Raw genomic sequence first — 24,801 nt, forward strand, 5'->3', positions numbered from 1 at the left:
CAGGATCGTACCGGTTGCGCTGCTTGCTTCATTTCGGCGTCGAACCTCCGACGCCGGAACCGATTTCCGCCGCTATATCGGCCTCGTGCCCGGCACAAAGCGGGTGGCCCCAGCCCGAGGCGCTTTTCCCGCCGGGATCAAGATCGTAGATGATGGCATCCTTGCGGTTGGGATTGACGCCCGCCGGAACCTTATCGAACCCCAGGGCGGCGCGAACGCGCCAGGCGACGTTGTGGTCAGCGCAGGAGGAATCGCCGCTGATCCCGAGGCCACCGACGATCGCCTTGCCGTCGTAGAGAGCCAGGCCCCCGCCGAACACGACGACGCCGCCGATCGGCTCGCCGATCAGCGGATCGTTGGCGCTGCCGAACGTCTTGGGGTCGCCTGTGTAAGCCGCTGCCTGGTTGACGGGATTGGTGGTCTGCAGGCCGAACAGCGGTCCGCCTGGTTGCACCCCGGCATAGAGATTGGCTGTCGACAGCGCCATGTTCACTAGGCTGAGGCCATTGGCCGTGTTGGCCTTCTGGGCCGCGATCAGCCGGCTGCCCGGCCATTGCGCATCGGCCGTGGGTCCACTGAAGGCAACGGCGCAGACGGTGCCGTCGCGGGCAACGATTGCCGCCCATTCATTGGTCTCGAAGCCGCCATTCGCGGGGCCGCCGCTCGCCTTGACGTTGGCCTTCAAGGCCGAAAGCAGCTTGTCGTGATCGGCCGGGCAGGGCGCTTGCGCGTGAGCGGCGTTTTGCTGCGTCGAGCCAAACGCCAAGACCAGAAGGCCCAAAGCTAGCAACGAAAACCGACGATGAGCCATGATCCGGAACAATTTGTTGAATGTTACCGAACTGACAGCCGGCTGCTTTGTTCCTCCTTCATGAAGAGGTTTATAGCCGACCAAGACCGCTGGCCTGTAAGGACGCCGGGCAGCGGAACCAGTTTGGATCACTGGCCGCACCAATGCGTCGACGACAGGCCGAATTATGGCGTTGGACAGGCTTGGCCATTTGTTGCGACCGCGGCAGGTAGCAAAGCTACCTGACCTGTCTGAAACGCGAATTCCCTGAACCGCTCAGTACGCCGATCGAGATCGAGTTAAGTGGTTACATGCGCTTTTGCCGATTATCCCAGCCTCGCCAGAAATGCCTGGCGCAAGCAGCTGTTCCGGCGAGGGAAGACGGCCACCACGCTCGAACGCGGACTTGCTTCGCTCAAATCAAATTTTGATCCAAGTACTCGGGCTCGCGCAACAGGCTGCCGTGACCTGTTCTGGCGTTAGAGCAGCCACCCAACGTCCCCACAGCTTGTTCCTGCCTCGAGCTGGAAGCTCAGAACTTTTTACATTTGCCGGCAAATCAGGAAGATCATATGCCGCTCGCATTGTTGCCCCTTGGAACAACGATGTTGGCGCATCGTTTGGGGCAGATGGAACAACTTCGCTCAGATTTCGCCGCAATAGCGCAGCCGGGCTATTGGATCGCTCTCGGACTTCTCATCATCCCTTATGGAGTGGGCGTATTTTTCCTTATTAGGATTTGCCACTGTATGTAATTGCGCGTGTCGTGCGGTCCAGGGGACGCATTGGTAGCTTTAATGGCTAAATCGCCGTTCAAAGGTAGGGCCGAGCGATACGGAGCCATCCTGGAGAGCTTCTGATCTTTGCCCGCGATAAATCAAGAACTTCGACGCACCCACGTCTATGTTGCGATCAACAAGCGGAAAGCTGGGCATCAAGCATCGACTTCACGGAGGCGCGCGCCGGTGCTTGCCGTCAAAGCGATATGCGAGGCGCCAGAGGCGAGATCCCGTAGGCTGCACCCACAGTTGGAGTCCGCAACTGTCAGAGAGTTTCACAAGCTTAGTAGCGGGGCGAGCGTTTCGGCATTTCACATCAGAAAGGGCCATTCGTGAGACCTCCCTTTGGCTGTTTCGATACCAACAGGATGTCCAATACCAACGAAAATACCATCCCCACCCTCCGTTGGACCAAATGCACTCGAAACGGCCCAACCGCGCTCAAATTCGCGAACTGACCCGAAAAGGCCAGCAATTTCAGGCGTTTGCAGAGGCTGCGGCGTAGAAGCTTCGGCGATAGGGACTGTCGGGAGAAGAGGGGATGGTGCCCAGAGGCGGATTCGAACCACTGACACGAGGATTTTCAGTGAGCGATAGGGCGGTGTTGCCCGGAATACCGACCTTAACAACGTCAGGTGAGACTATAGCGAGCCCAAGTGGTGAACCCGGCAGGAATCGAACCTTCGACCTACGATTAGCGAATAAGAAGGTGGCTCATTTCGGGTTCTTATCCGGTTCGCCAGACCATACGAGACGATACGAAGGATATGGGTTGGCTAACCATCCTGTAAGCCATTGATTTTGCTTGACGACCTCACACTCTCCGGGCCCACCATGCCCTTTGATTTCATTGCGAAAAAAATGGCTTCGCCCACGGCTTGCCCGCGCTTTGCCCACGCCCTAGAAACTCGAGGCCGGACGCTTTCCTTCGTTAGTTCGAGATTCCGATCGGGCGGCCGAATAGTTTGGGGCAATCATTAGGGTAGTCCTTCGCCAGTCCCCACTTCGCCCGGTATTCGTCAGGCGTCATCCCGTGCCTGGTTGCTAGAGCGGCCCGGCAATCACTCGTCAGCCGGCCATCCAGCCGCCGTCAACCATCAGGTTTATCCCGGTGACGTAGCTGGCCATATCGCTGGCCAGGAACAGCGCCGCGCCCGCCACGTCGTTAGGATGCCCGAGCCGCGGCCACGGCGTGCGCCGGCGCGAATACTCGAGCGCACCAGGATCGTTGGCGACGCCCGGCTTGCCGGTGATGATCTTGCCCGGCGCGATGGCGTTGCAGACGATCAGGTCGTCGGCATGGTCGACGGCGATCTGGCGCGTCATCTGCACGATACCGCCCTTGCTCACCGAATAGGGAAAATCGCCGGGGCAGGCAACCATGCCGTGCTGCGAGGAGATGTTGATGATCCGGCCGCGCACCTCATTGACCGGCGCCTGGGTCAGCATCTGCGTGACGGCGCGCTTGTTGCAGTAGAAGAACCCGGTCAGGTTGACACCGATGACGCGGTTCCACTGTTCCGGCGTGGTCTCGATCAGGTTGGTGCTGGTGTAGATTGCGGCATTGTTGACCATCACGTCGAGGCGACCGAACCGCGCAATCGTTGCGCCCACCAGCGCATCGACGGCACTCCAGTCGGATATGTCGGTCTTGACGTAGATTGCAGCGCCGCCGGCCGAGCGGATCATGTCGGTGGTGCTCTCGCCGTCCTCGATCGGCTGCTCCACCATGTCGGCAACGACGACGCTCGCGCCCTCCGCCGCGAATTTCAGCGCGATGGCACGGCCGATGCCGGAGCTCGCTCCGGTGACGATGACGGTTTTACTTGCGAGCAAGGCCATGGTGTTCAGCTCTCCCGGGTGACGATCTTTCCCTGCGCCGGGCCGACCAGCCTGCCTGCGCGCACGATCTCGCGGCCGCGCAGGAAGACGTTGGTCAGGCGCGCTTTCACGGCCCAACCGTCGAAGGGCGTGTAGCCGGCCCGAGACACCTGGTCGGCATTGGCGATCGTGCTGGGTTGGTGTGGATCGAGGATCAGCAGATCGGCGTCGTAGCCGGCGGCGATGCGGCCTTTGCGTCGGCCGAGGCCGAAGCGCTCGGCCGGATTGCGAGAGCACATGCGCACCAGATCGGGGAGGGCGATGAGCCCGTCATCGACCAGCTTCAGCATGGTGGGAAGCAGCGTCTGCAATCCCGGCATGCCGCCCGGAACGTCAGCGAAAGCCGCATAAGGCGCCGCCTTCTCGGCCGGTGCGTGCGGAGCATGGTCGGTGGCGACGATGTCGATCAGTTCCGCGCCGAGCGCAGCGTGCAGCGCATCGACGTCATGCGGCGACCGCAAGGGCGGCGAAGCCTTCAGATTAGCGCCCAGAGCTTCGTAATCTTGCGCTGTGAAGAACAGGTTCTGCGGCGTCGTCTCGACGCTGGCGTCGGCCATGCCGCGCAGCCGGCTCCAGGTCTCGACACCCAGTTCGGAATTGATCTGCCGGACGTGGATTTTTGCCTCCGCCGAGGCCGCGGCGACAAGGGCGCGGGCGATGCCGTTGGCTTCGGCCAGCGGCGGCCGGCTGTCCAGAAAGGCGGCGATGGCGCCCGAGCGGTCGCGCGTAGCGCTGCCGTTCAGGATCGATTGATCGCCGGGTGAAATGCCGATCAGCGTATCGGCACCGGCAAAAGCTTTGAGCGCTTCGGCGACCGCGTCGAGCGAGGCAAAGAGGAAGGCGTCCGGCACGTCGGCGGTGAACAGCTCGAACGACACCGGCGCAAGGCTAAGCAGGCCCGGGATGAGCGACAGGTTGCGGCTGATCACGGCCTGCAGGCCGACGTCGACATGGATGCGGCCTTCCGCGATCGCCATCTTGTCGGCTAGTTGCGTTGGCGTGGCCGTCCACGGTTCATCGGTCGGCATGTCGAGCACTGTCGTCACGCCGCCGAGTGCGGCCGCATGCGTGCCGGAGGAGAAATCTTCCTTTTGAGTCAGGCCAGGGTCGCGCAGATGTGCATGCGCATCGACCAGACCTGGCAGCAAGAAACAGTCGGAGGCATCGACGACCATCCTGGCTTCGGCGGCTTCGCCCGGCGCGACGATTGCGGCGACCTTGCCCGCGGCGATTCCGATATCGCTGCGGCTAATGCCTTCGGCATTCACCACCATTCCACCGCGGATCAGCGTTTCGAACATCGCTCAGCCGCGCTGTTCGATGCGGGTATGGTTCGCATGCCAGAAGCGGGCGATGTCCTCGCGGCGCATGAAGGCGGCGCCGTCACTTTGTTGGACATGCTCGATCACCTCGCGTAGACCCGATGCGCGGTTGGGCTGGCCCGTCCAGCGGGCGTGGATGCCGATGGTCAGCATGCGGCCGCCGGTCTCGTCGGCTTCGAAGAGCATATAGTCGATGGCCGAGCGGCAGTCCTCGGCGAAGTCGCGGGGATTGCTATAGCCCGGAGCCACCAGGTAGCGGCTGTCGTTGAGTGTCTTGGAGTAGGGGACGACCAGTATCTCCGTGCCCCGGTGGTCGAGGAAATAAGGCAGGTCGTCATTGCAGGGATCGGAGTGGTAAAGGAAGCCGCCTTCCTTCACCAGAAGGTCGCGCGTGTTGACGCTGGGCAGCGAGCGGCAGTTCCAGCCGAGCGGCCGCTTGCCGAGCAGCTTCTCGTAAAGCGCGATGGCTTCGTGCAAGTGACGCTCTTCCTCGCCGCGCTCCATCATCGTGTAGTCGATCCAGCGCAGGCCATGGCCCATCAGGTCGTGGCGGCGGCTCTTCATCCACTCGACCAGAGGCGGGTTGCGCTCCAGCGCCACGGCGCAGGCGGAAAAGGTGACCGGAATGTCGTAGCGATCGAAGAGGCGCACCAGGCGCCAGACGCCGGCGCGGCTGCCATATTCAAAATGCGTCTCGGTGCCGAGATCGCGCACCGGCGGGCTGCTGGTCAGATTGTATTCGCCCCAATTGTCGTTGCGGCCATCATCCAGCCAGTTGTATTCCGAACCTTCCTCGTAGTTGAGCACGAGGTTGACAGCGAGCTTCACGCCGCCCGGCCAGGTGACGAAGGGCGGATGCGGGCCATAGCCGACAAAGTCGCGCGGCTGGGCATGCTGGAGATCGATCGGCATCGGTACTCTCCTCAGCTTTCGTTGGCGGCAATCCAGTCCATATAGGCGTGGAAGGCTTCCTTGCCGGGACGCGGCCGCCATGTGGTGTCGCGCAGGATGCGGGCGATGTCATAGGCGCCCCACATACCGCCTTTCAGCGCCACGTCCTGGACGATGTTGGCGTCTTCTCCTGATGCCACCTCGGCCTTCAGCCCCGGCACGCGTTCCTTTGCCCAACCGATGATCTCGCCGATGGTCTGGCTCGAGCCGGAGCCGATATTGTAGTGACGGTAATTGAGGTGCGGCGCGTCGATCAGCGCGAGGATCGCTGCGGCAACGTCGGTCGAGGCGACATAGTCGCCGACAGGCTCCAGGCTGTTCGGCCTGATCGTCTCGCCGGCCAGAGCCATATGCGCGACGCGGTTGGGGACATGGCGAAAGTTGCGGCTCTCGGTGGCGCGGTCCATCGGCCCGTAGACGGAAGCAAGCCGCACCGAGACCGCCGACAGGTTAAACAGGTCGGCATAGCGGTTGGTGACCATCTCGGAAGCGAATTTCGAGATGCCGTAGAGCGTCAGCGGCGCGACATAGCCGTCTTCCGGCAGCGGCTCGCTACTCCAGTCGGGCCCGTTGTGGCGGTAGACCGAACCGGAACTGACATAGACGAAGCGCTTGAGGCCGGGCCTCGCGCGCGCCCACTCCAGCATGCGCACGGTGCCCATCAGATTGACGTCGACGATGCGTGCCGGATCCTCGGCCTCCGGCTGGCGCTTGGCCTCCGAAGCGCTGCCGCGTGAGATCGGCGTGATCGTCGCGCCGTGGACGATTGCCGTGATGCCTTGCTGGTCGAGCGTCGCGGACCAGGCTTGCGGGTCTAGGATATCGCCGGCGATTATCGTCAGCCGGTCGCGCACCGGCGCGAAATGCTTCTCAGCGGCTGCGTCGAGGCCGGAGCGGTCGAGGATCACGGCGCGGGCCAGAGGGTCGCGATCCAGCCAAGCGCGCGCAACCACGCTCATGACGAAGCCGGTGCCGCCAGTGACGAGCAGGGTCATGGGAACTCCCTTGAAAATACGGGCTCAGCGCGTCGCATAGCCGCCGTCCACGAGCATGTCGGATCCGGTGACGAAGGATGCGTCCGAGGAAAGCAGGAAAGCCGCCGCCGCGGCGATCTCGTCAGGATCGGCGATGCGGCCGAGCAGATGGGCGGGACCAAGGCCGGCATTGGCGGCCTCGAAATCGGCGAACCGGCGCAGCAGGCGGGTCGTGGCCACCGCGCCGGGCGACAGGCTGTTGACGCGAACCTTGTCGGGCGCGTGGTCCACGGCCATCGCCTTGGCAAGGTGGATCAGCCCGGCCTTGGCAGCGCAATAGGCGACGGCCTTGGTCGTGGCGACGCGCCCGAATTGCGAGCCGATGAAGACGATCGAGCCGCCGCCGCTTGCGGCGATCAGCGGCACGGCGAACTTGCTCATCAGAAAGGCGCCGGTCAGGCCGATATCGATCTCGTGCCGCCACGCACCCTCATCGAGATCGACGACGGTGGCGTTGGTGGAGGGGGCCGCGGCATTGTGCACCAGCCCGTCGAGCCGGCCGAATTTTTGCCGGGCGAACGCGACGGCCGCTTCGGCGGACTCGATGTTCGTCACATCGCACTGGCAAGCGGCGGCGGTAGGGCCAAGCGCTTCGGCAAGCTTCGTCGCAGCCTCAAGATCGTAATCCGCGCAGACGACGCTTGCGCCTTCGGCAGCGCAGCGTCGTGCAATCGCCGCACCGATGCCGCTGGCAGCGCCGGCAATGAGAATGACGCTGCCCTTCATGCGGTTCATTGCATCCGTCATCAGACCTGCTCCTTGACTGCCTGCATCGCCGGCGCGATGACCGGCCGGCGTAAAAGATTGTAGCAGGCAGCTATCGTCACCAGCACGGCGCCGCCGCCGAGCAAGAGGAACATGGCCGGCGCGCCCATGCGGTCCATCAGGCCGGCGGAAATGCCGGGCGTCGCGACATTGCCGATCGAATAGAGCAGGAGCAGCGTGCCGGAAGCGCCGACCATGTGCCGGCTGTGCAATTGCGAGGCGCCGAAGGCCATCGCCACGGGATAAACGGTGAGCGCCGTGCAGCCATAGAGGAAGAACAGCACGAAGAGCAGCGGCACCGAAAAATTGCCGAGCCAGGCGATCGCAGCGCAGAGCGTGACGGACAGGACGCCCTGGACAAGCAATATGATTCGCCGCTCAAACCTGTCCGACAGCCAGCCGACTGGCGTCTGCGCCAGCATGCCGGCGATGCTGATGGTCGTAACCAGCCCGACCGTCGTTGCCGCCGAAAGCCCGATCTGCGTGCCGTAGATCGGCGTCAGCACGAAGATGTTCATGTTGGTGATGCCGCCCTGGAAGATCGCCACGACCGTCACCGGCGCCAGCCGAAAGAGCGCCAGCGGGCCGAGGCGCTTGACCGGCCTCGCCGAACTTGCGTGCTCCGGATCGCTGGCCGGCAGCGCCGGCCAGCGTCCGCCGATGAATTTGGAGATCAACGCCAGAAGCACCGTCGCCGCCGCGACCGGGAACAGATGCGGCGATTGCGGACCGACCAGGCCGACAAGGAGTTGTCCGAGCAGCACGGCGATCGCCGTCGTCAGCATGTAGAGCGAAAACAACGCGCCGCGGTTGTGGTGCTCGGCGTAGAGGTTGATCCAGCTTTCGCAGACCACGAACAACGACGCCATCGCCATGCCGCCGAGCAGGCGGAAGCAGATCCAGCTCGGCAGGAATTCGGTGAAGACAAAGCCTGAAGCGGCCAGCAGCGCCAGCACAAGGATCGCGACGAAGGTGCGCTCGTGGCCGTATTGGGCGACAGCCGGGCGCGTGACCAGGCATCCGACGAGGAAGCCCACGGGATAGGCGGTCAGCACGATCTGCACGACCTGGGGCGAAATGCCGGGCTTGCCGAGATGCAGCGACACGGCGGTGGTCAGCATGGCGCTGCCGATGCAAGCGAGGCAGACGCCGACCATGATCGGCAGCATGGCGCGGGAGCGCTCAGCATTTTGCCAAAGCCTCATCGCGGATTGAGCGATCGACCTCATGAATGCGGCTGCGGCGGCTCCCTGGCGGCACCGTTGACCGACGGCAGCCCGAGCTGAAGCTACACTTTATAGTGGCTGCCACAAACGAAGATTGACGCGGCTATGGCTTAAATTTTTTTGGCCATGCCGGCAAAGGAAAGCGGCGTCTCGGCGCGTCGCGGGCTTTACAGCGGTTTTGCACCCTCCTTACCATAGGCAAAAACCGGATCTGGAACCCAGCGGAAGGGAACATCATGACGATCGAACGCCTCGAAAACGGCCAGCGCTTCTGCCGGGTGCTCCGCTACAACGGCACCGTCTATGTGGCCGGCCTGACCGCGGATGATCTTTCCGGCGACACCACCAGCCAGACCAAGCAGATCCTGGCCAAGATCGATACGCTTCTGGCCAAGGCCGGCAGCGACAAGTCGAAGCTGCTCAGCGTCCAGATCTGGCTCCGCGACATCGCCGATTTCGAGATGATGAACACGGCCTGGGACGCCTGGATCGACAGGAGCGCCATGCCGGTGCGCGCCACGGTGGAAGCGCGGCTTGCCGGCGACCAGTACCGTGTCGAGATCATGGTGACGGCGGCCGTCGGATGAGCCGGCCGGCGAGGGGACGCCAATGCATGAGCTGGTGATCAAAGGCGGGCGCGTGGCGCTCGACGACGGTTGGGCCGAGTGCGACATCGGCATCGACGACGGCCGCATCGCCGCGATCGGCAAAGGCCTGACCGGGGGGAAATCGATCGACGCCGGCGGCAGCTGGGTGATGCCCGGTGGCATCGACGCGCATTGCCATCTCGACCAGCCGGTCTGGGGCGGCGCGGGCAATGCCGACGATTTCTATTCCGGCACGATCTCCGCGGCCTTTGGCGGCACCACCTGCATCGTCCCGTTCGGCATGCCCGGGCAGGACATGACCACCATCGGCGCCATTGACCGCGCGCTGGAGCGCGCGGCGGGGCGTTCCGTGATCGACTATGGGCTGCATGCCGTGGTGACCATGGGCACCGGCGCGGATGTCGAGGCCCAACTCGAACAGCTTGCCCAGCGCGGCATCGCTTCGGTCAAGCTGTTCATGACCTATCAGGGTTTTGCCGTCGACGACGACCTGTTCTTCCGAGTGCTCGATACGGCGAGACGACTAGGCTGGATCGTCATGGTCCATGCCGAAAATGACGCCGCGATCCGGCGCACGCGACAGCGGCTGATCGATCTCGGCCGCACCGATATCCGCTATCATGTCGTCGCCCACAGCGAGACGATGGAGCGCGAGGCGACGCATCGCGCTTTAGCCTTCGCCGAGATGACCGGCGCGCGCATGACCATCGTGCATGTATCGTCCTGGCAGTCGGCGGAGGAAGTGGGGCGGGCGAAGGCGCGCGGGGTGGCCGCCATCGCCGAGACCTGTCCGCAATATCTGTTTCTCGGGGCGGCTGACCTCGACCGCGACGCAGTCGACGCGGCCCGCTTCGTCTTTTCGCCGCCGCCGCGGTCGCCGCGGAGCCATGAGCATCTGTGGCAGGAGCTGATTAACGGCGGCATCGACCTCTGGTCGTCGGACCATTCGCCATATTATTTCGCCGACAAGATCGGCCGCTCCGAAACACCCGGTTTCACGACGACGCTGAGCGGCATTCCCGGCATCGAGACACGCCTGCCGCTGCTGTTTTCGGAAGGGCTGCTCACAGGCCGCCTGACGCTCGATCGCTATCTCGACCTCACCTCGCGCAACGCCGCCTCGATCTACGGTTTCGCCGATCGCAAGGGCAGGATCGCCGTCGGGCTCGACGCGGACCTCGCGCTTTGGGATCCGGCTGCGCGCTGGACGCTCGGGCACAAGGCGCTGCATTCGCGGGTCGATTTCACGCCCTATGAGGGCAAGGTCGTCACCGGCCGGCCGACCACCGTCCTGGTGCGCGGCGTGCCGGTGGTCGTCGACGGCAAGCTGCAGGCCGAACCGGGGTTCGGGCGATTCGTGGCGCGCGCCGCCGCCGATCCGGCGCTTTTGGGAAAACCAGTCGAGGATTGGACACCATGGCTCGATGCCTGACCATCGCCGTTTGCCAGACCGGACCGATCCAGCGCAGCGCCACGCGCGCCGAGACGGTCGGGCGGCTGGTGCATCTGCTCGAAAAGGCAGCGGCTTCCGGCGCCGAGATCGCGGTGTTTCCGGAAATGGCGCTGACCACATTCTTTCCGCGCTGGCGCATCGACGACCAGGCCGAGATCGATGCCTTCTTCGAAGTCTCGATGCCAGGACCCGAGACGCAGCGGCTCTATGATGCCGCCGCGCGGCTGAAGGTCGGGTTCGCGCTGGGTTATTGCGAACTGGCGCATGAAGAGGGTCGCAGGCGCCATTTCAACACGATGGATCTGGTCGGGCCGGAGGGCGCCTCCATCGGCCGCTATCGCAAGATGCATGTGCCGGGTTCGAGCGAGCCGGAGGCAGGCACGACCACCCATCTCGAACGGCGCTACTTCGAACCCGGCAACCTCGGCTTTCCGGTTTTCGACTATCGCGGCGTGCGCGTAGGTCTCGCCATCTGTAATGACCGCCGCTGGCCCGAGACCTATCGCATGCTATGCCTCAACGGCGCCGAGGTGGCGCTGCTCGGCTACAACACGCCGCTGCTGCTCGACGAGGCGCCGGCGCTGGCGCATCTGAGAATGTTCCACAATCATCTGCCGATGCAGGCCGGCGCCTACCAGAACACGCTTTGGATAGGCGCCGCTGCCAAGGCGGGCCTGGAAGACGGGCAAGCGCTGATCGGCGGATCCTGCATCATCGCGCCGACCGGCGAGATCGCCGCGCAGGCGATGTCGCTCGACGACGAGGTCATTGTCCATCGCGCCGATCTCGATCTGATCGAGACCTGCCGGAAGGTGAATTTCAACTTCGAGCTCTATCGCCGCCCCGACCAGTACAAGCGCATCTCGGAGCCTGTCTGAGACCGCGATGGGCCTGATCGAAACCGGATACAGCCAGGACACCGCGGCGCTCGCAGCCGGCCCGCTGTCGCTTGGCGACATCGTGGAGAACGGACTTTGCATCGGTTGCGGCCTTTGCGTCTCGATTGCCGGTGCTGGAGAAATCGAGATGGTGATGACGCCGGAAGGCCGAGAGCGGCCAGTGGCGAGGCAGGCGCTGGATAAGGCGACCTTGGCGAAGATCAACGCCGTCTGCCCAGGAACGAGGATCGCCGGTCCGCCTCCGACGCAAGGACGCGAGGCCAGGCTAGCGGATACTGTCTGGGGGCCTGTCGAACGGCTTGTGCTCGGCTCCGCTGGAAATCCCACAGTGCGGTTTGTCGGCTCCGGCGGCGGGACGCTGACGGCGCTCGGGCAGTTCCTGCTCGACTCGGGACGGGTCAAGTTCGTGCTGCACGTCGCGGCCTCGCGTTCCATGCCGATGCGCACGGAACGAAGGCTAAGCTTCGACAGCGCTTCGGTGCTCGAAGGCGCCGGCTCGCGCTATGGGCCGGCGGCGACGCTGGTGGATTTCAACGACATCCTCGACCGCGGCGAGCCGTTCGCCCTGATCGCCAAGCCCTGCGACATCACCGCGGTGCGAAACCTGGCGCGGCTCGATCTGCGTGTCGACGAATATATGCGCTATGCGCTCGCCTTCGTCTGCGGCGGGGCCTCTGACCTGACCAAGTCGGAACAGGTGCTGGAGCGTTTTGGCCTTCGTGAGGACGAGCTCGCTCTCTTCCGCTACCGGGGATATGGAAATCCTGGCCTGAACCGCGTCGAAACCAGAGACGGCCGCGCCTTCGAGATCAGCTATCGGCAGCTGTGGGAAGACGAGGACAAATGGATGATCCAGCCGCGCTGCAAGATCTGCCCCGACGCGATCGGGCAGGTGGCGGATATCGCGGTATCGGATTCCTGGCTGAACGGCGGACCGGCCGTCGAGGACGAGCCACTCAATGGCATCATCGTGCGCACGAAGCGCGGGCTGGAGCTGTTCGACGCGGCCGTTGAGACTGGCGTACTGCAGATCAAGCGGGAGAGCGGCATCGCCGAGATCAGCGAATTGCAGTCGCATCAAGTGCGCAAGCGGCGCGCCGTGTGGGCGCGGCTGACAGGCATGGCAATCGCAGGCAAGCCGGTGCCTTTTGTCAGCGACCTCGCTTTGCGGGATTGCGCCGTGCAGAACTCGCCGGCCGACAATCTGGCCGAAGGGCGGGGCGCCCGCGATCGCGCCCGGCGCGGCCGCCTGGGCGAGCCGCCAGCCGTGCCGCGCAAAATAGTCGTGGAGGATGAGCGCCGATGAGCGAGCAGACCGAAGTCATCATCATCGGCGGGGGCATGGCGGGCGCCGGCGCTGCCTTCGAGATTTCGCGCGACAAAAAGGTCGTGCTGCTCGAGCGCGAGAGCCATTGCGGCTATCACACCACGGGACGCTCGGCGGCGAGCTTCACGGAGAATTACGGCAACGGCGTCATCCGCCGCATCGTGCTCGCCAGCCGGGCGTTTCTCACCGAGCCGCCGACGGGTTTTTGTGATTATCCGCTGCTCAGCAAGCGCGGCATGATCACCGTGGCGCGCACCGACCAACTCGACCTTTTGCGTGAAGATCTGGCGGCCGCGCAGGCGCTCGTTCCCTCGATCGTCGCGATGACGCCGGCGGAGGCGATCGCGCGCGTGCCGGTGCTGCGCCGGGACTACCTCGCCGGCGCCTATATCGAACCGCATTCGATGGACATCGACGTCAACGGCCTGCACCAGGGTTTTTTGCGCGGCGCGCGAGCGCATGGCGCGCGCATCGTCACCAAGGCGGGTGTACGGACCATCGGCCGACAGGGCGGTCTATGGCGGGTCGAGACGGAGGCGGGAACATTCCTTGCGCCGCTGATCGTCAATGCGGCTGGCGCCTGGGGCGACGAGGTCGCTGCGATGGCTGGCGTGCGCCCGGTCGGCCTGCAGCCAAAGCGCCGCACCGCCTTCAACATTCCCGCACCTGCGGGTGTCGACATTAGCGACTGGCCGCTGGTCAACGATGTCGGCGCGGAATTCTATTTCAAGCCGGATGCCGGGCAATTGTTCGTGTCGCCGGCCGACGCCACGCCGTCGACGCCGATGGACGCATTTGCCGAAGACATCGATGTCGCGATCGGCGCCGAGCGTCTCGAACGGGCAACGACAATCGAGGTGCAGCGCGTGTCGCGCTCCTGGGCGGGCTTGCGGACATTTGTCGCCGACGGGTCGCCAGTGGTCGGGCCGGATGACGAATTTCCGGATTTCGTCTGGCTGGTCGGGCAGGGCGGCTACGGCATCAAGACCTCGCCGGCGTTGTCGCGCATCTGCGCCAGCCTGATCGCCGGCGGCGGCCTGCCGGACAATGTCGCGAGGCAAGGCGTTTCCTTGGACGATCTGACGCCGCACCGGCTGCGCGGCGCCGAGGGCGAAGCTCGACGGGCCGCGCCATGAGCTCACTGACGGCCGGTGGGAAACTGGCGGGACGTATCCTGGACGCACTCGCCGAAGCCACGACGGACGCGCCGGGAATCACGCGCGTTGCTTACGGGCCGGGCGAGCGCTTCGCCCATGACTTTGTGCGCAAGGAGGCGGAAAAGCTCGGCGCCGTCGCGCGCGTCGATGCCGCCGGCAACCTCTATTTGACGCTGAAAGGCCGTGACCCGGATTTGCCGGCGATCGTCATCGGCTCGCATCTCGACAGCGTGGCGCATGGCGGCAATTTCGATGGCGCCGCCGGCGTGGCAGCGGGCCTGGCAGTGATGGCCGAACTGGTCGGGCAGGGCATCCGCTTGCCACGCGACCTCATCGTGTTGGCAACGCGGGCGGAGGAGGCCGTCTGGTTTCCGCTGTCATACCCCGGCAGCCAGGCGGCGCTTGGCCTGCTGGATCCGCGGGCGCTCGAAGCCAGGCGGTCCGACAGCGGGCGCACGCTGGCCGAGCACATGCGCGAGGAAGGCTTCGACCCCGAAGCCGTGCGACGAGGCGTGCCGGGCATCGATGCAGGGCGGATCGCGGCTTTTGTCGAGGTGCATATCGAGCAGGGGCCACGCTTGGTCACCGCCGAAGCGCCGGTCGGCATCGTTACCGGGATCGCCGGCGGGTTCCGCTATGTCGATGCGAAGTGCCTTGGCGCCTATGCCCATTCCGGCGCCGAGCCGCGCTTTGCCCGGCATGACAGCGTGCTTGGCTTTGCCGATCTGGTCGCCGCGCTCGAAACCGAATGGGATGCGCTCGAACGCGAAGGGCGTGAGGCCACCATCACCTTCGGCCGCGTGCAGTCCGATCCGACGCAGCATGGCGGCAGCCGTGTTCTGGGTGAGCTCGGTTTCACACTCGATGTGCGAAGCGCCGAAGCTACCGTCCTGGATCGTATCGAGGCCAAGCTTCAGAACATTTTCACTGAGATTGCCGGCAAACGCGGCGTCACCTTCGAGCCCGGGCCGCGCTTCACCTGGGATCCGGCCACGATGTCGCTGAATCTGATCGGCAGGCTCAACATTGCCGCCATCGAACTGCAAATGCTGGCGCCGCATGTGCCAAGCGGGGCCGGGCACGACGCGGCGACGTTTGCCGGCGCCGGCATCCCAACCGCGATGCTCTTCGTGCGCAACGAGAACGGCAGCCACAATCCGCATGAAGCGATGGAGATCGCCGACCTCGATCAGGCGATCCGGCTGCTCCTGCGTTTCGTGACCGACTTCGACAACCCATCGGGCCAGCCATGAACCTCGCCAAGACCGCCTTGCTCGTCATCGACCTGCAGAATGAGTACCGACCCGGCGCGGCATGGCCGGTCGTCGGCTACGACGCGGTGCTGGCCAATGCCGCAGCGCTGATCGAGGCCGCCCGCAAGGCTGGCGTGCCGGTCATCCACGCGCAGGCTTGGGTCAAGCCGGAAGAGCGTGAAGGCTACGCGCGGCAGGAGGAGATCCTGACCGAAGAATTCCGCTCCGCCGTCGCGGGCAGCGAAGGCGCGAACATCTGCGCCGAGGTGGCGGCCGTGCCCGGCGACATCGTCATCCACAAACATTGGCCGAGCGCCTTTCGCCGCACCGATCTTTCGCAGCGCCTCGCCGCGCTCGGGGTTGAAAACCTTGTTGTCACCGGCGTGCTCACCGACAGCTGTGTGACGGAGACCGCGTTCGATGCGGTCTATCAGGGTTTTCGCGTCTGGCTGGTGAAAGAGGCCTGCGGCAGCATGACGGAAGCCATGCACCGCACCGGCATGCTCGACATGGCGAACCGGCTCTATGGCGGCGGCATATTGCGTCTGCGGCAGGCGTTGAAGGCGCTTGCCGAACAGCCATTCGAGGGCTGGCGCTGCACGCGGCCGGTGGAATTCGCCTATACGCTGGAGAGCGTAGACCGGATCTACGAGGCGCTGTGATCGGCGCCACAGCCGCATGCGCCTTTGAATACCGTCTTTGAAGCCGAAGGCTTGAGAACCGCGCCGGGCAGCGCTCCGGTGGCTCTGCCGCCACGCCAGACCGAGACGCCGTTGACGAAGACATGGTCGATGCCGGCGGCGGGCCTGCGCGGCTCCTCGAAGGTGGCGGTGTCGATGATCGTCTTGGGGTCGAAGATGACGAGATCGGCGAAATTGCCTTCGGCGAGAATACCGCGCTCCTGGATGCCGAATTCACGCGCAGGCAGGCCGGTCATGCGGAACACGGCTTCCTCCAGAGTGAGCAACCCTATATCCCGCGCGTAATGTCCGAGCACGCGCGGAAAAGTGCCCCAGAGGCGCGGATGCGGGTGAATGTCGTACGGCAGGCCGTCGGAGCCGATCATGGTGCGCGGGTGCGCGATGATGTTGCGGACATCGTCCTCATCGAGCTGGAAATAGACCGCGCCGGCCGGCAGCAGGCGCTCGCCCGCCTGGCGCTCGGTGCAGTTCCATTCGCGGGCAATGTCGGCGATCTCGCGCCTTGCCATCTCCGGATGCGGATCGGACCACGTGATCAGGATCTTCAAGCCGGTGTCGCAGCGCTCCAGCCGAAGCACCGTCGAACTCGCGGCATAGGGATAGACATCCATGCCGATGTCCATCGTCTCGCGCGCCCGGTCGATCCTTTCCAGCGAGGGCCGGCTCTTGCCGAAATTGGCGCGGCCGGTGCACTGGTGGTGCGAGATGATGAGCTTGCCGCCAGCATGACCGGCAATGTCGATCGCTTCCTCGATCGCCTCGTCCATCGCCTCGAAATAGTTGCGCGTGTGGGTGACATACGGACCGCCCAGGCCTGCCGCTGTGGCGGCGAGAGCCTTGACCTCATCGGTCGATGAGTTGACGGCCGGCGGATAGTCGAGCCCAGTGCTGAGGCCGAACGCACCCTCGGCCATCGCCTCGGCCACCGCTTCCTGCATTGCTGCCGTTTCCGCTGCGTTTGCGGGACGGTCGGTCACCGGCATGCAGCGCTGGCGCAAGGTGGTGTGGCCGACGAGCAGGGCCGCGTTGGTGGCGATGCCGCGCCGCTTTAGCTCCGCAACATAATCGGCGAAGCGGCCGAAGCGGAAGTTCTCGCGGCCGCCGACCAGCGTGAAGGGCGGCGGCGGTGTCTTGTCGAGCAGCAGAGGCGCCAGGCTGACACCGCAATTGCCGGCGATCACCGTCGTCACGCCCTGGCTGATCTTCGGGTCCATGCCGCGCGGCGAAAGCAGCGCGCCGTCATCATGGGTGTGCACGTCGATGAAGCCGGGCGCGACGACCTTGCCCAGAGCATCGATTTCCTCGATGCCGTGCTCATCGTCCAGCCGGCCGATCGCCGCGATTCTGTCGCCGGTAACGGCGATGTCGGCCTCGAACGGTGCCGAGCCGTCGCCGGCGATCAGCGTCGCGTGGCGGATAACGAGGTCGTAAGGCATTGTAGTGTCCTAAGCTTCCGGATTGGCGGCGATCTCCTCGCGGCGGCGCGCGACATAGGCGTCGAGCTCCTCGCGGATTGCGGGATCCATGACCGGCTCCTCATAGTCGTGCAGCGCCTGCTGCCAGAGCTCTGTCGCCCGCTCCAGCGCATCCTTGCCGCCGGCTTCCTGCCAGGCGCCGTAGTTCTGCCAGTTGGAGAGCATCGGCTGGTAGAAGGCGGTGGTGTAGCGCGACATGGTGTGCTCGGCGCCGAAGAAATGGCCGCCGGCCGGCACCGACTTGATGGCTTCGAAGCCGAGGTCGTCCTCCTGGAATGGCAAGGGCCGCAGGAACTCCATCATGTTCTGCAGGATCTCGACGTCGAGCACGAGCTTTTCGTAGGACGCCGTCAGCCCGCCCTCCAGCCAGCCGGCGGCGTGATAGATCAAATTGGCGCCGCCGAGCACCGCGCCCCATGTCGCCATTTCGGTCTCGTAGGCGGCCTGCAAGTCGACCACGTTGGAGGCATTCGCATTTGAGGTGCGGTAGGGCAGGTTGTAGCGCCGCGCCAATTGGCCGGCGATGATGTTGGCCTTGGCGTTTTCCGGCGTGCCGAAGGCCGGCGCGCCCGACTTCATGTCGACATTGGAGGTGAAGGCGCCGTACATCACCGGCGTGCCGGGGTTGACGAGCTGGGTCAGCGTCACGCCGAACAGCGCCTCGGCGTTCTGCTGGCAGAGCGCGGCGGCCAGCGTCACCGGCGTCATCGCGCCCATCAGCGTGAAGGGCGTCACCGTCACCGGCTGGCCGTGCTCGGCCATGGCGATCAGGCCTTCCGCCATCGCGTCATCGAACAGGCGCGGCGAGTTGATCGAGATGATCGTGGTGACGCCCGGCGAGGCGCGCATCTCCTCGACCGAGATGCCGCGCGCGATCGCCATCATGTTGACGCCGTCCATCGCCCTGGCGCGGCCGATCGCCGTGCAATGGAAGGAGAGATCGCTCAGTGTCAGATTGGCATGGTAGGTGTCGAGATGGCGGGAATTCGCCGGCAGCTCGATCGGCGCCACCACCTGGTTGCCGATGATGTGGATGGCGTTGAAGTGGTGCGCCAGCCGGATGAAGTTCTGGTAGTCGGGGAGGTTGCCCGGACGGCGGCCGTTGATGCGGTCATGCACATTGGGCGGACCGGCGACCAGGCCGAAAACCAGTGAATTGCCGCCGAAATGGATCTGCTTGTCCGGATTGCGGCTGGTCAGCGTGAAGGAGGAGGGCACGTTGCTCAGAGCTTCCGTCACGATGCTCTCGTCGATGCGGATGGTCCGCTCCTCGCGATCGACGATGGCGCCAGCCTTGGCGAACAGGTCCATAACCTTTTCGCTCATGACGCGGATCCCGAGCTCCGACAGGATGCGCATCGAGGTCTTGTGCAACTGCTCCATGCGCTCCTCGTCAAGGAGCTGCATAGGCGGGTAGGGGTTCTTGACGCTCTGCCACGGCAGCTGCGCGATGCCGCCGCCACCGCGCCCGAGCTTCGATCTGCGGCCACCGCCGCGCCTGTCCTGTGACATAGCATTCCCCTTCGATTCTTGTTCTCGCACGGAAAACCGCTGCACTTTTCCTGGAATTGCTTTCAGTAGCCGCGTTCCGGATTGACCACATTCTCCAGCGGCTCGCCGCGGCGGTAGCGCGCCAGATTGTCGGCGAACATGCGCACCGACTTGATGTCCCAGCCGTCATAAACCGCAGCGCAATGCGGCGTGACGGCAACGTTGTCGTAGCTCCAGAGCGGATGCTCCGCCGGGAGCGGTTCGGTCGCAAAGACGTCGAGCGCCGCGCCCTTGATCCGCCCCGCATCAAGCGCGGCGAGAAGGGCCTTTTCCTCGATGACGCCGCCGCGCGAAATATCGATGAGAACGACGGACGGCTTCATCGCGGCGAAAGCGGCCTCGCCCAGCAGGCCGCGCGTGGTGGACAGCAGAGGCACGCAGCAGACGATGAAATCTGCACGGCCGGTCAGAGGCAGCAGCGCGTCGGGCCCATGCACCTCGTCGAGCGACGGCATCTGTTTCGGTCGCGCGCGGATGCCCAGGGTGCGCATGCCCATCGCCTGCGCGCGGCGCGCGACGGCCTCACCGGTCTTGCCGAGGCCGACGATGAGGACGGTCTTACCCTCGATCGGCTCGACGCGGCCGCCGCCCCATTGGCGGGCCTGTTGCCGGCGCTCGAAACCGCGCAGGTCGAGCGAGAAGGAGAGCATGGCTCCGAGCGCATATTCGGCCAGCATACCGGCGGCGACGCCGGCCGCGTTCGTCACCGTCACATGATTCGGATCCCAGCGACCGAGATGGTCGGTGCCAGAGCCGCCGATCGACACCCATTTCACCGTCGGGCTCTCGACGAGGGCCTGGCGCGGATAGTGCGGCGTGCCGTCGAAGCGGATCGAATAGACTACTTCCGCGGCGGTCCGCTCGATCAAAGCGGGAAGGCCGGCATAGGTGTCGCAGGCATGAACATCCAGATCCGGATGTGTCTCGGCAAGCACCGCGAGCGCGCCGGCAGGCTTGTCGGTGTGCAGGATGATTGTTGGGCGCGCCGACATCGCGATCTCAATCGCGGCCGATATGATCGGCGGCGCTGCCGAGGATGGCAAGCAGCGCCCGGCCGTTCTCGAGCGTCGCATTCTCATGCGGCGCGCGCAGGTTCAGCCAGCGCCGGTCGCCGGACTTGACCGCAAGCACCGCCTTCATCGCAGGGATCAACCCGGCATCCTGGATGACCTTCCGGAACGTCCTGATAGCGCCATCGGCTTCGGCGACGTCCTCGCCTTTCCGGGCCGCGTCATAGAGGCGGCGAATGGCGGCGGCGTTCAAATTGACCGTGGCCGAAATGCAGCCGGCCGCTCCGCTGGCGAGGCCCTTGGTGAGTTGCGCCTCGGAGCTCGGGAAAACCGAAATGTCGGGCGTGGCGGCGATGACGGCGGCGGTGTTGTTCCAGTCGCCGGCGCTGTCCTTGTAGGCGACAACGGTGTTTGGGAACGCCTTGCTCAGCCTGGCCGCCAGGGCAGGGCTGACCGGCACGCCGGAGTTCTGCGGGATGTGGTAGAGGATCACGCGCATCGAAGGTTTTGCCACCTTCTCGATCAGCTCGCTGTAGTAGCGCGCCTGGCCGTTGTCGCCGGCGCCGGTGTAGAAGAAGGAGGGCAGCACCATGACGGCGGCACAGCCGAGGCCGACGGCGTGGGCCGACAATTCGACCGTTTCGGGAAGCGCGGTGACGCCGGTGCCGGGCATAAGCCGGTCCGGCGCAATGCCGGCCTCGACCAGCCATTCCAGCGCCTGCATGCGCTCGCGCAAGGACACCGAGAGCGCTTCGCCCGTCGTGCCGAAGGGCGAGAGGAAATGCGCGCCTTGGTCGAGCACCCATTTGGCGTGGGAGATCCACAGATCGCGCGCGATGCGGCCGTCATCTTCGAACGGCGTCAGGATCGGGGCGATGGTTCCTTGCGGGCGGGTCATGACTATCCTCTATGCTTGCCTGTGTGGCCGGCCACAGCCGCGACGGCGCGGGCGAAGTAGGCCGAAGCGGTGACGTCGAAGAGTATGTCGAAACCCGCCGGCGAACGGAACGTCACGGCCTCGATATGGCCGACGCGTGTCTGGGCGATATCGTCGGCGCCGAATTTTTGCGGTCTCAGGTCCAGCGCGCAAAGCGCGCTCATCGCTTCGGCAAGACCAGGACCGGAAAGGCGCATCCATGCCCAGCCTTCCTCGCGCCATGAGGAGTAGCCTTTTGGCGCCGTCGCGGCCTGCCAGGCCGCTTTGACTTCGGCGAGAGTCTCGCCGGCGTCCTCCGCGAGAAGCAGGATGTCCTCGTTGCCGAGGCGCAGAACCCGCATGCCACGGTGGTCGCCGATGCGGTTGACGGCCGGCAGCGTAACGCCCTGCGCGGCAAGCCAGGCGGCACTGCCGCCGCCTTTCAGACCAAAGCGCGGGCGGCCCGTGAGGTCGCTCAGCACGACCGCGTCGGAAATCAGCTTCGTGCTGCCGGCCGCGCCGCCCGGCATGAAGGGGTAGATGCGCATCGCGGTGCTGGCGGCCATCTAGATCTCCTGCCGCGCGTTGGTCGGGTCGAAGAAGGCATGGGCGACGACCGGCACTTCGACCAGTTCACCATTGCGGCACTTCACCGTCACGCGGCTGCCTTCCGCCTGGTCGTCGACATGGACATAGGCGAGCGCGATGTGATGCCCAAGTGACGGCGAATATCCGACCGAGGTGATCTGACCGACAGGCGCGCCGCCGCGCAGCACCAGACAGCTTTCGCCGGGGATGTTGCGGGCGCCGGCAGGGAATTGCAGCCCGACCAGCTTGCGGGTCAGACCGAGCCTCGCGCGCATCTCGATGGAGCGCTTGCCGATGAAGAACGGCTTCTTCTTCGAGACCGCCCAGCCGAAGCCCAGTTCGTCCGGGGTGGTGATCGCATCCGTGTCCTGGCCGATCAGGATATGGCCTTTCTCCAGGCGCAAGATACGCGACGCTTCCAGCCCGTAGGGGCGCAGGCCATGCGGCCGGCCCGCCGCCATTACCGCATCCCACAGAGTGGGCGCCAGGCTGGAGGGGCAATGCAATTCGTAGCTGAGCTCGCCTGTGAAGCCGATGCGCATCACCCGCACCGGGACGCCTGCGACCATGCCTTCGCGGCCGCTGAGATAAGGGAAAGCGTCGCGGCTGAAGTCGATGTCGCTCTCCAGCGCCTCCAGCACCAAACGCGCCTTGGGTCCGGTGACGTTGAGGCCCGAGAACGCGCCGGTAAGGTTGAGCACATCGACCTTCAGGCGCCACTCAGCATTCCAGAACAGCATGTCGGCATAGACGCGCGCGACGGCGCCGGTAGTCGCCGTCACATAGAACTCGTCCTCGGCCATCCGGTAGGCGACGCCATCGTCGACCACCGAGCCCATCTCGTTCAGCATCAGGCAATAGCGGACACGACCCACCGGCTGATTGGCATGCGCCATTGTGTAGAGGCGGTCGAGAAATTCGCCGGCATCCGGCCCGCGGATCTCCAGCTTGCCGAGCGTCGAGACATCGAGCAGGCCGACGCCTTCGCGCACGGCCAGGATTTCCTGGCGGACAGACTCGTCAGCGCTGCTTGCGTCACCATAGTAATAAGGCCGCCACCATGCGCCAACCGGCTTCATTGCGGCGTTCAGCGCGATGTGCCGGGCATGCGGCGCCGTGCGGCGCTCCAGCGCCTCGTGGTGACCGGCAAGCACGCCGAGCGTTTCCGGCCCGACAGGAGGACGCGCCGTGGTGATGCCGATCTCGCCGACCGTCCTACCGGTTGCCTCGGCGACGATGCGGGCGGTCGCCAAGGCCGAATGGCGACCCTGACTCGGGCCCATGCCGACGGTGGTGAAGCGCTTTACCAGCTCGATCTCGCGATAGCCGTCCTTGGTCGCGTTCTGCAGATCCTTGACTTGCAGATCCTCGTCGAAGTCGACGAAATCACGTCCCTTGGGGTCGGCGACAATCGGTTGCACATAGCGCGGCCGAATGGTCTTCGCCGTGACCTGAGGGTCATCGGCGACCGCATGGCCGAGTCGCGCGAGCGCGGCTGCCGCCGCGCGCCGGCCGCTGGCGATCGCGTCCTCAAGATCATCCGATCCGGCAACGGCGCCGGCGAGATGGACGGGACCTTGCGGAAGCGTAATCGTCATGGCTCCCGCCGCGGCATCATAGCCGACCTTGCCGCCGGCCTGGCACGGCAGTTGCCATGCCGGCGCCTGGCCGATCGAAACCGTCAGCAGGTCGCAGGCGATCCAGCTCCCGCCGATACGGACGCGGGCAAGGTGACGATTTCCGGCCGTGCCTTCCGCCGCTTCGATGGTCGCGCCTTTGCGGATGGCGACGCCTTTGCCGCGGAGTTCGGCTTCCAGCGGACCTGCCTCGCCGGCGGGTCTCGGATCGATGAGCTCGACGACCGATACGCCGGCATCCAGCAGGTCGAGCGCCGTCCGGTAGCCGTCGTCATTGGCGGCCAGCACCACGGCGCTCTGACCGGGCCGCACGCCATAGTGGCGGATCAAGCGCTGGGCAGCACCGCCGAGCATGATCCCCGGCAGGTCGTTGTTGCGGAAGACGGCCGGCTGCTCGATGGCGCCGGTCGCCAGGATCACCTCGCGGGCGCGTGTGCGGTGAAGCCGATTGCCCTCGATCAACGGCAGCCAGTTGTCCTCGTACCAGCCATTGCAGACGGTGCCGGTCAGCCCCTTGAGATTGGGCAGCGACTCGAGCCTTGCCAACAGACCGGAGAGGATGGCCGGATCGTAGCGGCCATAGCTCAGCGCGCCGCCGATCTCCGGATTCTCGTCGCACAGCACCACATCGACGCTGGCCTCCGCGGCGGCGATCGCGGCGCTTAATCCCGCCGGGCCGGCGCCGACCACCAGCACGTCGCAATGCAGATGCGTCTTGTCGAAATGCCGGTGCGGCGCCTTGGTGTCAACCACGCCCAGGCCCGCCTTGCGGCGGATCACCGGCTCCCAGAATTTCAGCCAGCTGTCGCGGCGCGGGCCCATGAACGTGCGGTAGTAGAACCCGACCGGCAGGAAGCGGCCGAACCTGTCCATGATGGCATCGCGGTCGCGCTCAAGCGAGCCGTTGACGTTCTGCGCGCTGACCCGCAGCCCTTCGCTGATCGGCGTGCGCTCGGCTGCAGCGTTCGGTTCGAATGGCAATTGCACCAGCGCGTTGGCGTCGGTCCCGGTCATCGACAGGATGCCACGCGGTCGATGATATTTGAACGAGCGCGACAACACCCATTGGCCGGAAGCGGCGAGGGCGCTGGCGATGCTGTCGCCTTCATAGCCTTTAAAAGGCTTGCCTTCGAAGGTGAAGCGGATAGGCTGGCTTCGATCGATGCGGCTTCCGAAAGGGGCGAGCAGCCGGTTCATGCGCGGTCCCGCAGCTCGGACGCATCGAAGGTGCAGATGATCTCGTTGCTCACGAGATCGCGTTCGGCCAGGAAAAAATAGTTGCTCGGCACGTGCCGCCACCACTCGGTCACGATACCTTTGCGGTTTTCTGCGCGGAACAGATGTCGCGACCATTCGGTATCGGCGGTTGCGTCCGGATCGGGCCGCGCACGCACCGGGCCGAAGGACTGGAACTCGTCGATGTTGCGCAGGCCGTTCATGGGGCAGGTAAGCAGTTTCATCGGTCAGTGTGGTTTCAT

The 24,801-nt window shown here is 65.0% G+C and carries 21 protein-coding genes and 2 pseudogenes; 7 read left to right on the plus strand and 16 right to left on the minus strand.

Features of this window, described 5'->3' with window-relative positions; genetic code table 11:
- Positions 1–28 precede the first annotated feature (28 nt).
- The 9 genes and pseudogenes from CK219_RS20395 to CK219_RS20440 form a co-directional block, all read right to left on the minus strand.
- The gene (locus CK219_RS20395; protein ID WP_245340553.1) at positions 29–766 is read right to left on the minus strand and encodes a heme-binding protein; all 738 of its coding nucleotides are present in this window, start codon (positions 764–766) and stop codon (positions 29–31) included.
- Positions 767–1,752: 986 nt separating this feature from the next.
- A pseudogene (locus tag CK219_RS32230) lies at positions 1,753–1,899 on the minus strand (Arm DNA-binding domain-containing protein); the annotation flags it as partial.
- A gap of 570 nt (positions 1,900–2,469) precedes the next feature.
- A pseudogene (locus CK219_RS20410) lies at positions 2,470–2,617 on the minus strand (MucR family transcriptional regulator); the annotation flags it as partial.
- Between the two features lie 20 nt (positions 2,618–2,637).
- On the minus strand, positions 2,638–3,411 hold the full coding sequence (locus CK219_RS20415; protein WP_095768548.1) for a glucose 1-dehydrogenase: 774 nt from the start codon (positions 3,409–3,411) through the stop codon (positions 2,638–2,640).
- Between the two features lie 5 nt (positions 3,412–3,416).
- On the minus strand, positions 3,417–4,751 hold the full coding sequence (locus tag CK219_RS20420) for a dihydroorotase family protein (protein ID WP_095768549.1): 1,335 nt from the start codon (positions 4,749–4,751) through the stop codon (positions 3,417–3,419).
- Positions 4,752–4,754: 3 nt separating this feature from the next.
- Positions 4,755–5,684, minus strand: coding sequence for a polysaccharide deacetylase family protein (locus CK219_RS20425; RefSeq protein WP_095768550.1), 930 nt, complete (start codon positions 5,682–5,684; stop codon positions 4,755–4,757).
- Positions 5,685–5,695: 11 nt separating this feature from the next.
- On the minus strand, positions 5,696–6,718 hold the full coding sequence (locus tag CK219_RS20430) for an NAD(P)-dependent oxidoreductase (RefSeq protein ID WP_095768551.1): 1,023 nt from the start codon (positions 6,716–6,718) through the stop codon (positions 5,696–5,698).
- A 24-nt stretch (positions 6,719–6,742) separates the two neighbouring features.
- Positions 6,743–7,504: an SDR family oxidoreductase gene (locus CK219_RS20435; protein WP_095768552.1), complete on the minus strand. Its 762-nt coding sequence runs from the start codon at positions 7,502–7,504 to the stop codon at positions 6,743–6,745.
- Positions 7,504–8,691, minus strand: a complete 1,188-nt coding sequence (locus CK219_RS20440; protein ID WP_245340555.1) for an MFS transporter — start codon at positions 8,689–8,691, stop codon at positions 7,504–7,506. The genes CK219_RS20435 and CK219_RS20440 overlap by 1 nt, the downstream gene beginning before the upstream one ends.
- Positions 8,692–8,984: 293 nt before the next feature.
- Between CK219_RS20440 and CK219_RS20445 the strand changes: the two genes are divergently transcribed.
- Genes CK219_RS20445 through CK219_RS20475 form a run of 7 tightly spaced genes read left to right on the plus strand, consistent with a single transcriptional unit; the run spans position 8,985 to position 16,107 of the window.
- Complete coding sequence (locus CK219_RS20445; protein ID WP_095768554.1) at positions 8,985–9,335, plus strand: RidA family protein; 351 nt, start codon at positions 8,985–8,987, stop codon at positions 9,333–9,335.
- Between the two features lie 22 nt (positions 9,336–9,357).
- On the plus strand, positions 9,358–10,788 hold the full coding sequence (hydA, locus tag CK219_RS20450; RefSeq protein ID WP_095768555.1) for a dihydropyrimidinase: 1,431 nt from the start codon (positions 9,358–9,360) through the stop codon (positions 10,786–10,788).
- Positions 10,773–11,687, plus strand: coding sequence for a nitrilase-related carbon-nitrogen hydrolase (locus CK219_RS20455; RefSeq protein ID WP_095768556.1), 915 nt, complete (start codon positions 10,773–10,775; stop codon positions 11,685–11,687). The genes hydA and CK219_RS20455 overlap by 16 nt, the downstream gene beginning before the upstream one ends.
- Before the next feature lie 7 nt (positions 11,688–11,694).
- On the plus strand, positions 11,695–13,014 hold the full coding sequence (locus tag CK219_RS20460) for a Coenzyme F420 hydrogenase/dehydrogenase, beta subunit C-terminal domain (RefSeq protein ID WP_095768557.1): 1,320 nt from the start codon (positions 11,695–11,697) through the stop codon (positions 13,012–13,014).
- Positions 13,011–14,171, plus strand: coding sequence for an FAD-binding oxidoreductase (locus tag CK219_RS20465; protein ID WP_095768558.1), 1,161 nt, complete (start codon positions 13,011–13,013; stop codon positions 14,169–14,171). The genes CK219_RS20460 and CK219_RS20465 overlap by 4 nt, the downstream gene beginning before the upstream one ends.
- The gene (locus CK219_RS20470; protein WP_095768559.1) at positions 14,168–15,445 is read left to right on the plus strand and encodes a Zn-dependent hydrolase; all 1,278 of its coding nucleotides are present in this window, start codon (positions 14,168–14,170) and stop codon (positions 15,443–15,445) included. Before CK219_RS20465 ends, CK219_RS20470 begins: the two co-directional genes overlap by 4 nt.
- Complete coding sequence (locus tag CK219_RS20475; protein ID WP_095768560.1) at positions 15,442–16,107, plus strand: isochorismatase family cysteine hydrolase; 666 nt, start codon at positions 15,442–15,444, stop codon at positions 16,105–16,107. Before CK219_RS20470 ends, CK219_RS20475 begins: the two co-directional genes overlap by 4 nt.
- Here CK219_RS20475 and CK219_RS20480 read toward each other — a convergent pair.
- The 7 genes from CK219_RS20480 to CK219_RS20510 form a co-directional block, all read right to left on the minus strand.
- Positions 16,092–17,582 carry a D-aminoacylase gene (locus CK219_RS20480; RefSeq protein ID WP_095768561.1) on the minus strand — a complete coding sequence of 497 codons (1,491 nt, stop codon included), beginning with the start codon at positions 17,580–17,582 and terminating at the stop codon, positions 16,092–16,094. The two genes, CK219_RS20475 and CK219_RS20480, sit on opposite strands and share 16 nt — an antisense overlap.
- Positions 17,583–17,591: 9 nt before the next feature.
- On the minus strand, positions 17,592–19,133 hold the full coding sequence (locus CK219_RS20485) for a trimethylamine methyltransferase family protein (RefSeq protein ID WP_095768562.1): 1,542 nt from the start codon (positions 19,131–19,133) through the stop codon (positions 17,592–17,594).
- 62 nt (positions 19,134–19,195) lie between these two features.
- Entirely contained in the window at positions 19,196–20,164 is a 969-nt protein-coding gene (locus tag CK219_RS20490; protein ID WP_095768683.1) for a D-2-hydroxyacid dehydrogenase, read from the minus strand.
- Positions 20,165–20,171: 7 nt separating this feature from the next.
- The gene (locus tag CK219_RS20495; protein WP_095768563.1) at positions 20,172–21,080 is read right to left on the minus strand and encodes a dihydrodipicolinate synthase family protein; all 909 of its coding nucleotides are present in this window, start codon (positions 21,078–21,080) and stop codon (positions 20,172–20,174) included.
- Positions 21,081–21,082: 2 nt separating this feature from the next.
- Complete coding sequence (locus CK219_RS20500; RefSeq protein WP_095768564.1) at positions 21,083–21,664, minus strand: sarcosine oxidase; 582 nt, start codon at positions 21,662–21,664, stop codon at positions 21,083–21,085.
- Positions 21,665–24,520, minus strand: a complete 2,856-nt coding sequence (locus CK219_RS20505) for a 2Fe-2S iron-sulfur cluster-binding protein (RefSeq protein ID WP_095768565.1) — start codon at positions 24,518–24,520, stop codon at positions 21,665–21,667. It lies immediately after the preceding gene.
- Positions 24,517–24,783: a sarcosine oxidase subunit delta gene (locus tag CK219_RS20510; RefSeq protein ID WP_095768566.1), complete on the minus strand. Its 267-nt coding sequence runs from the start codon at positions 24,781–24,783 to the stop codon at positions 24,517–24,519. The genes CK219_RS20505 and CK219_RS20510 overlap by 4 nt, the downstream gene beginning before the upstream one ends.
- Positions 24,784–24,801 lie beyond the last annotated feature (18 nt).

This window comes from Mesorhizobium sp. WSM4313, from assembly GCF_002294725.1.
In the GTDB taxonomy this organism is placed as follows: Bacteria; Pseudomonadota; Alphaproteobacteria; order Rhizobiales; family Rhizobiaceae; genus Mesorhizobium.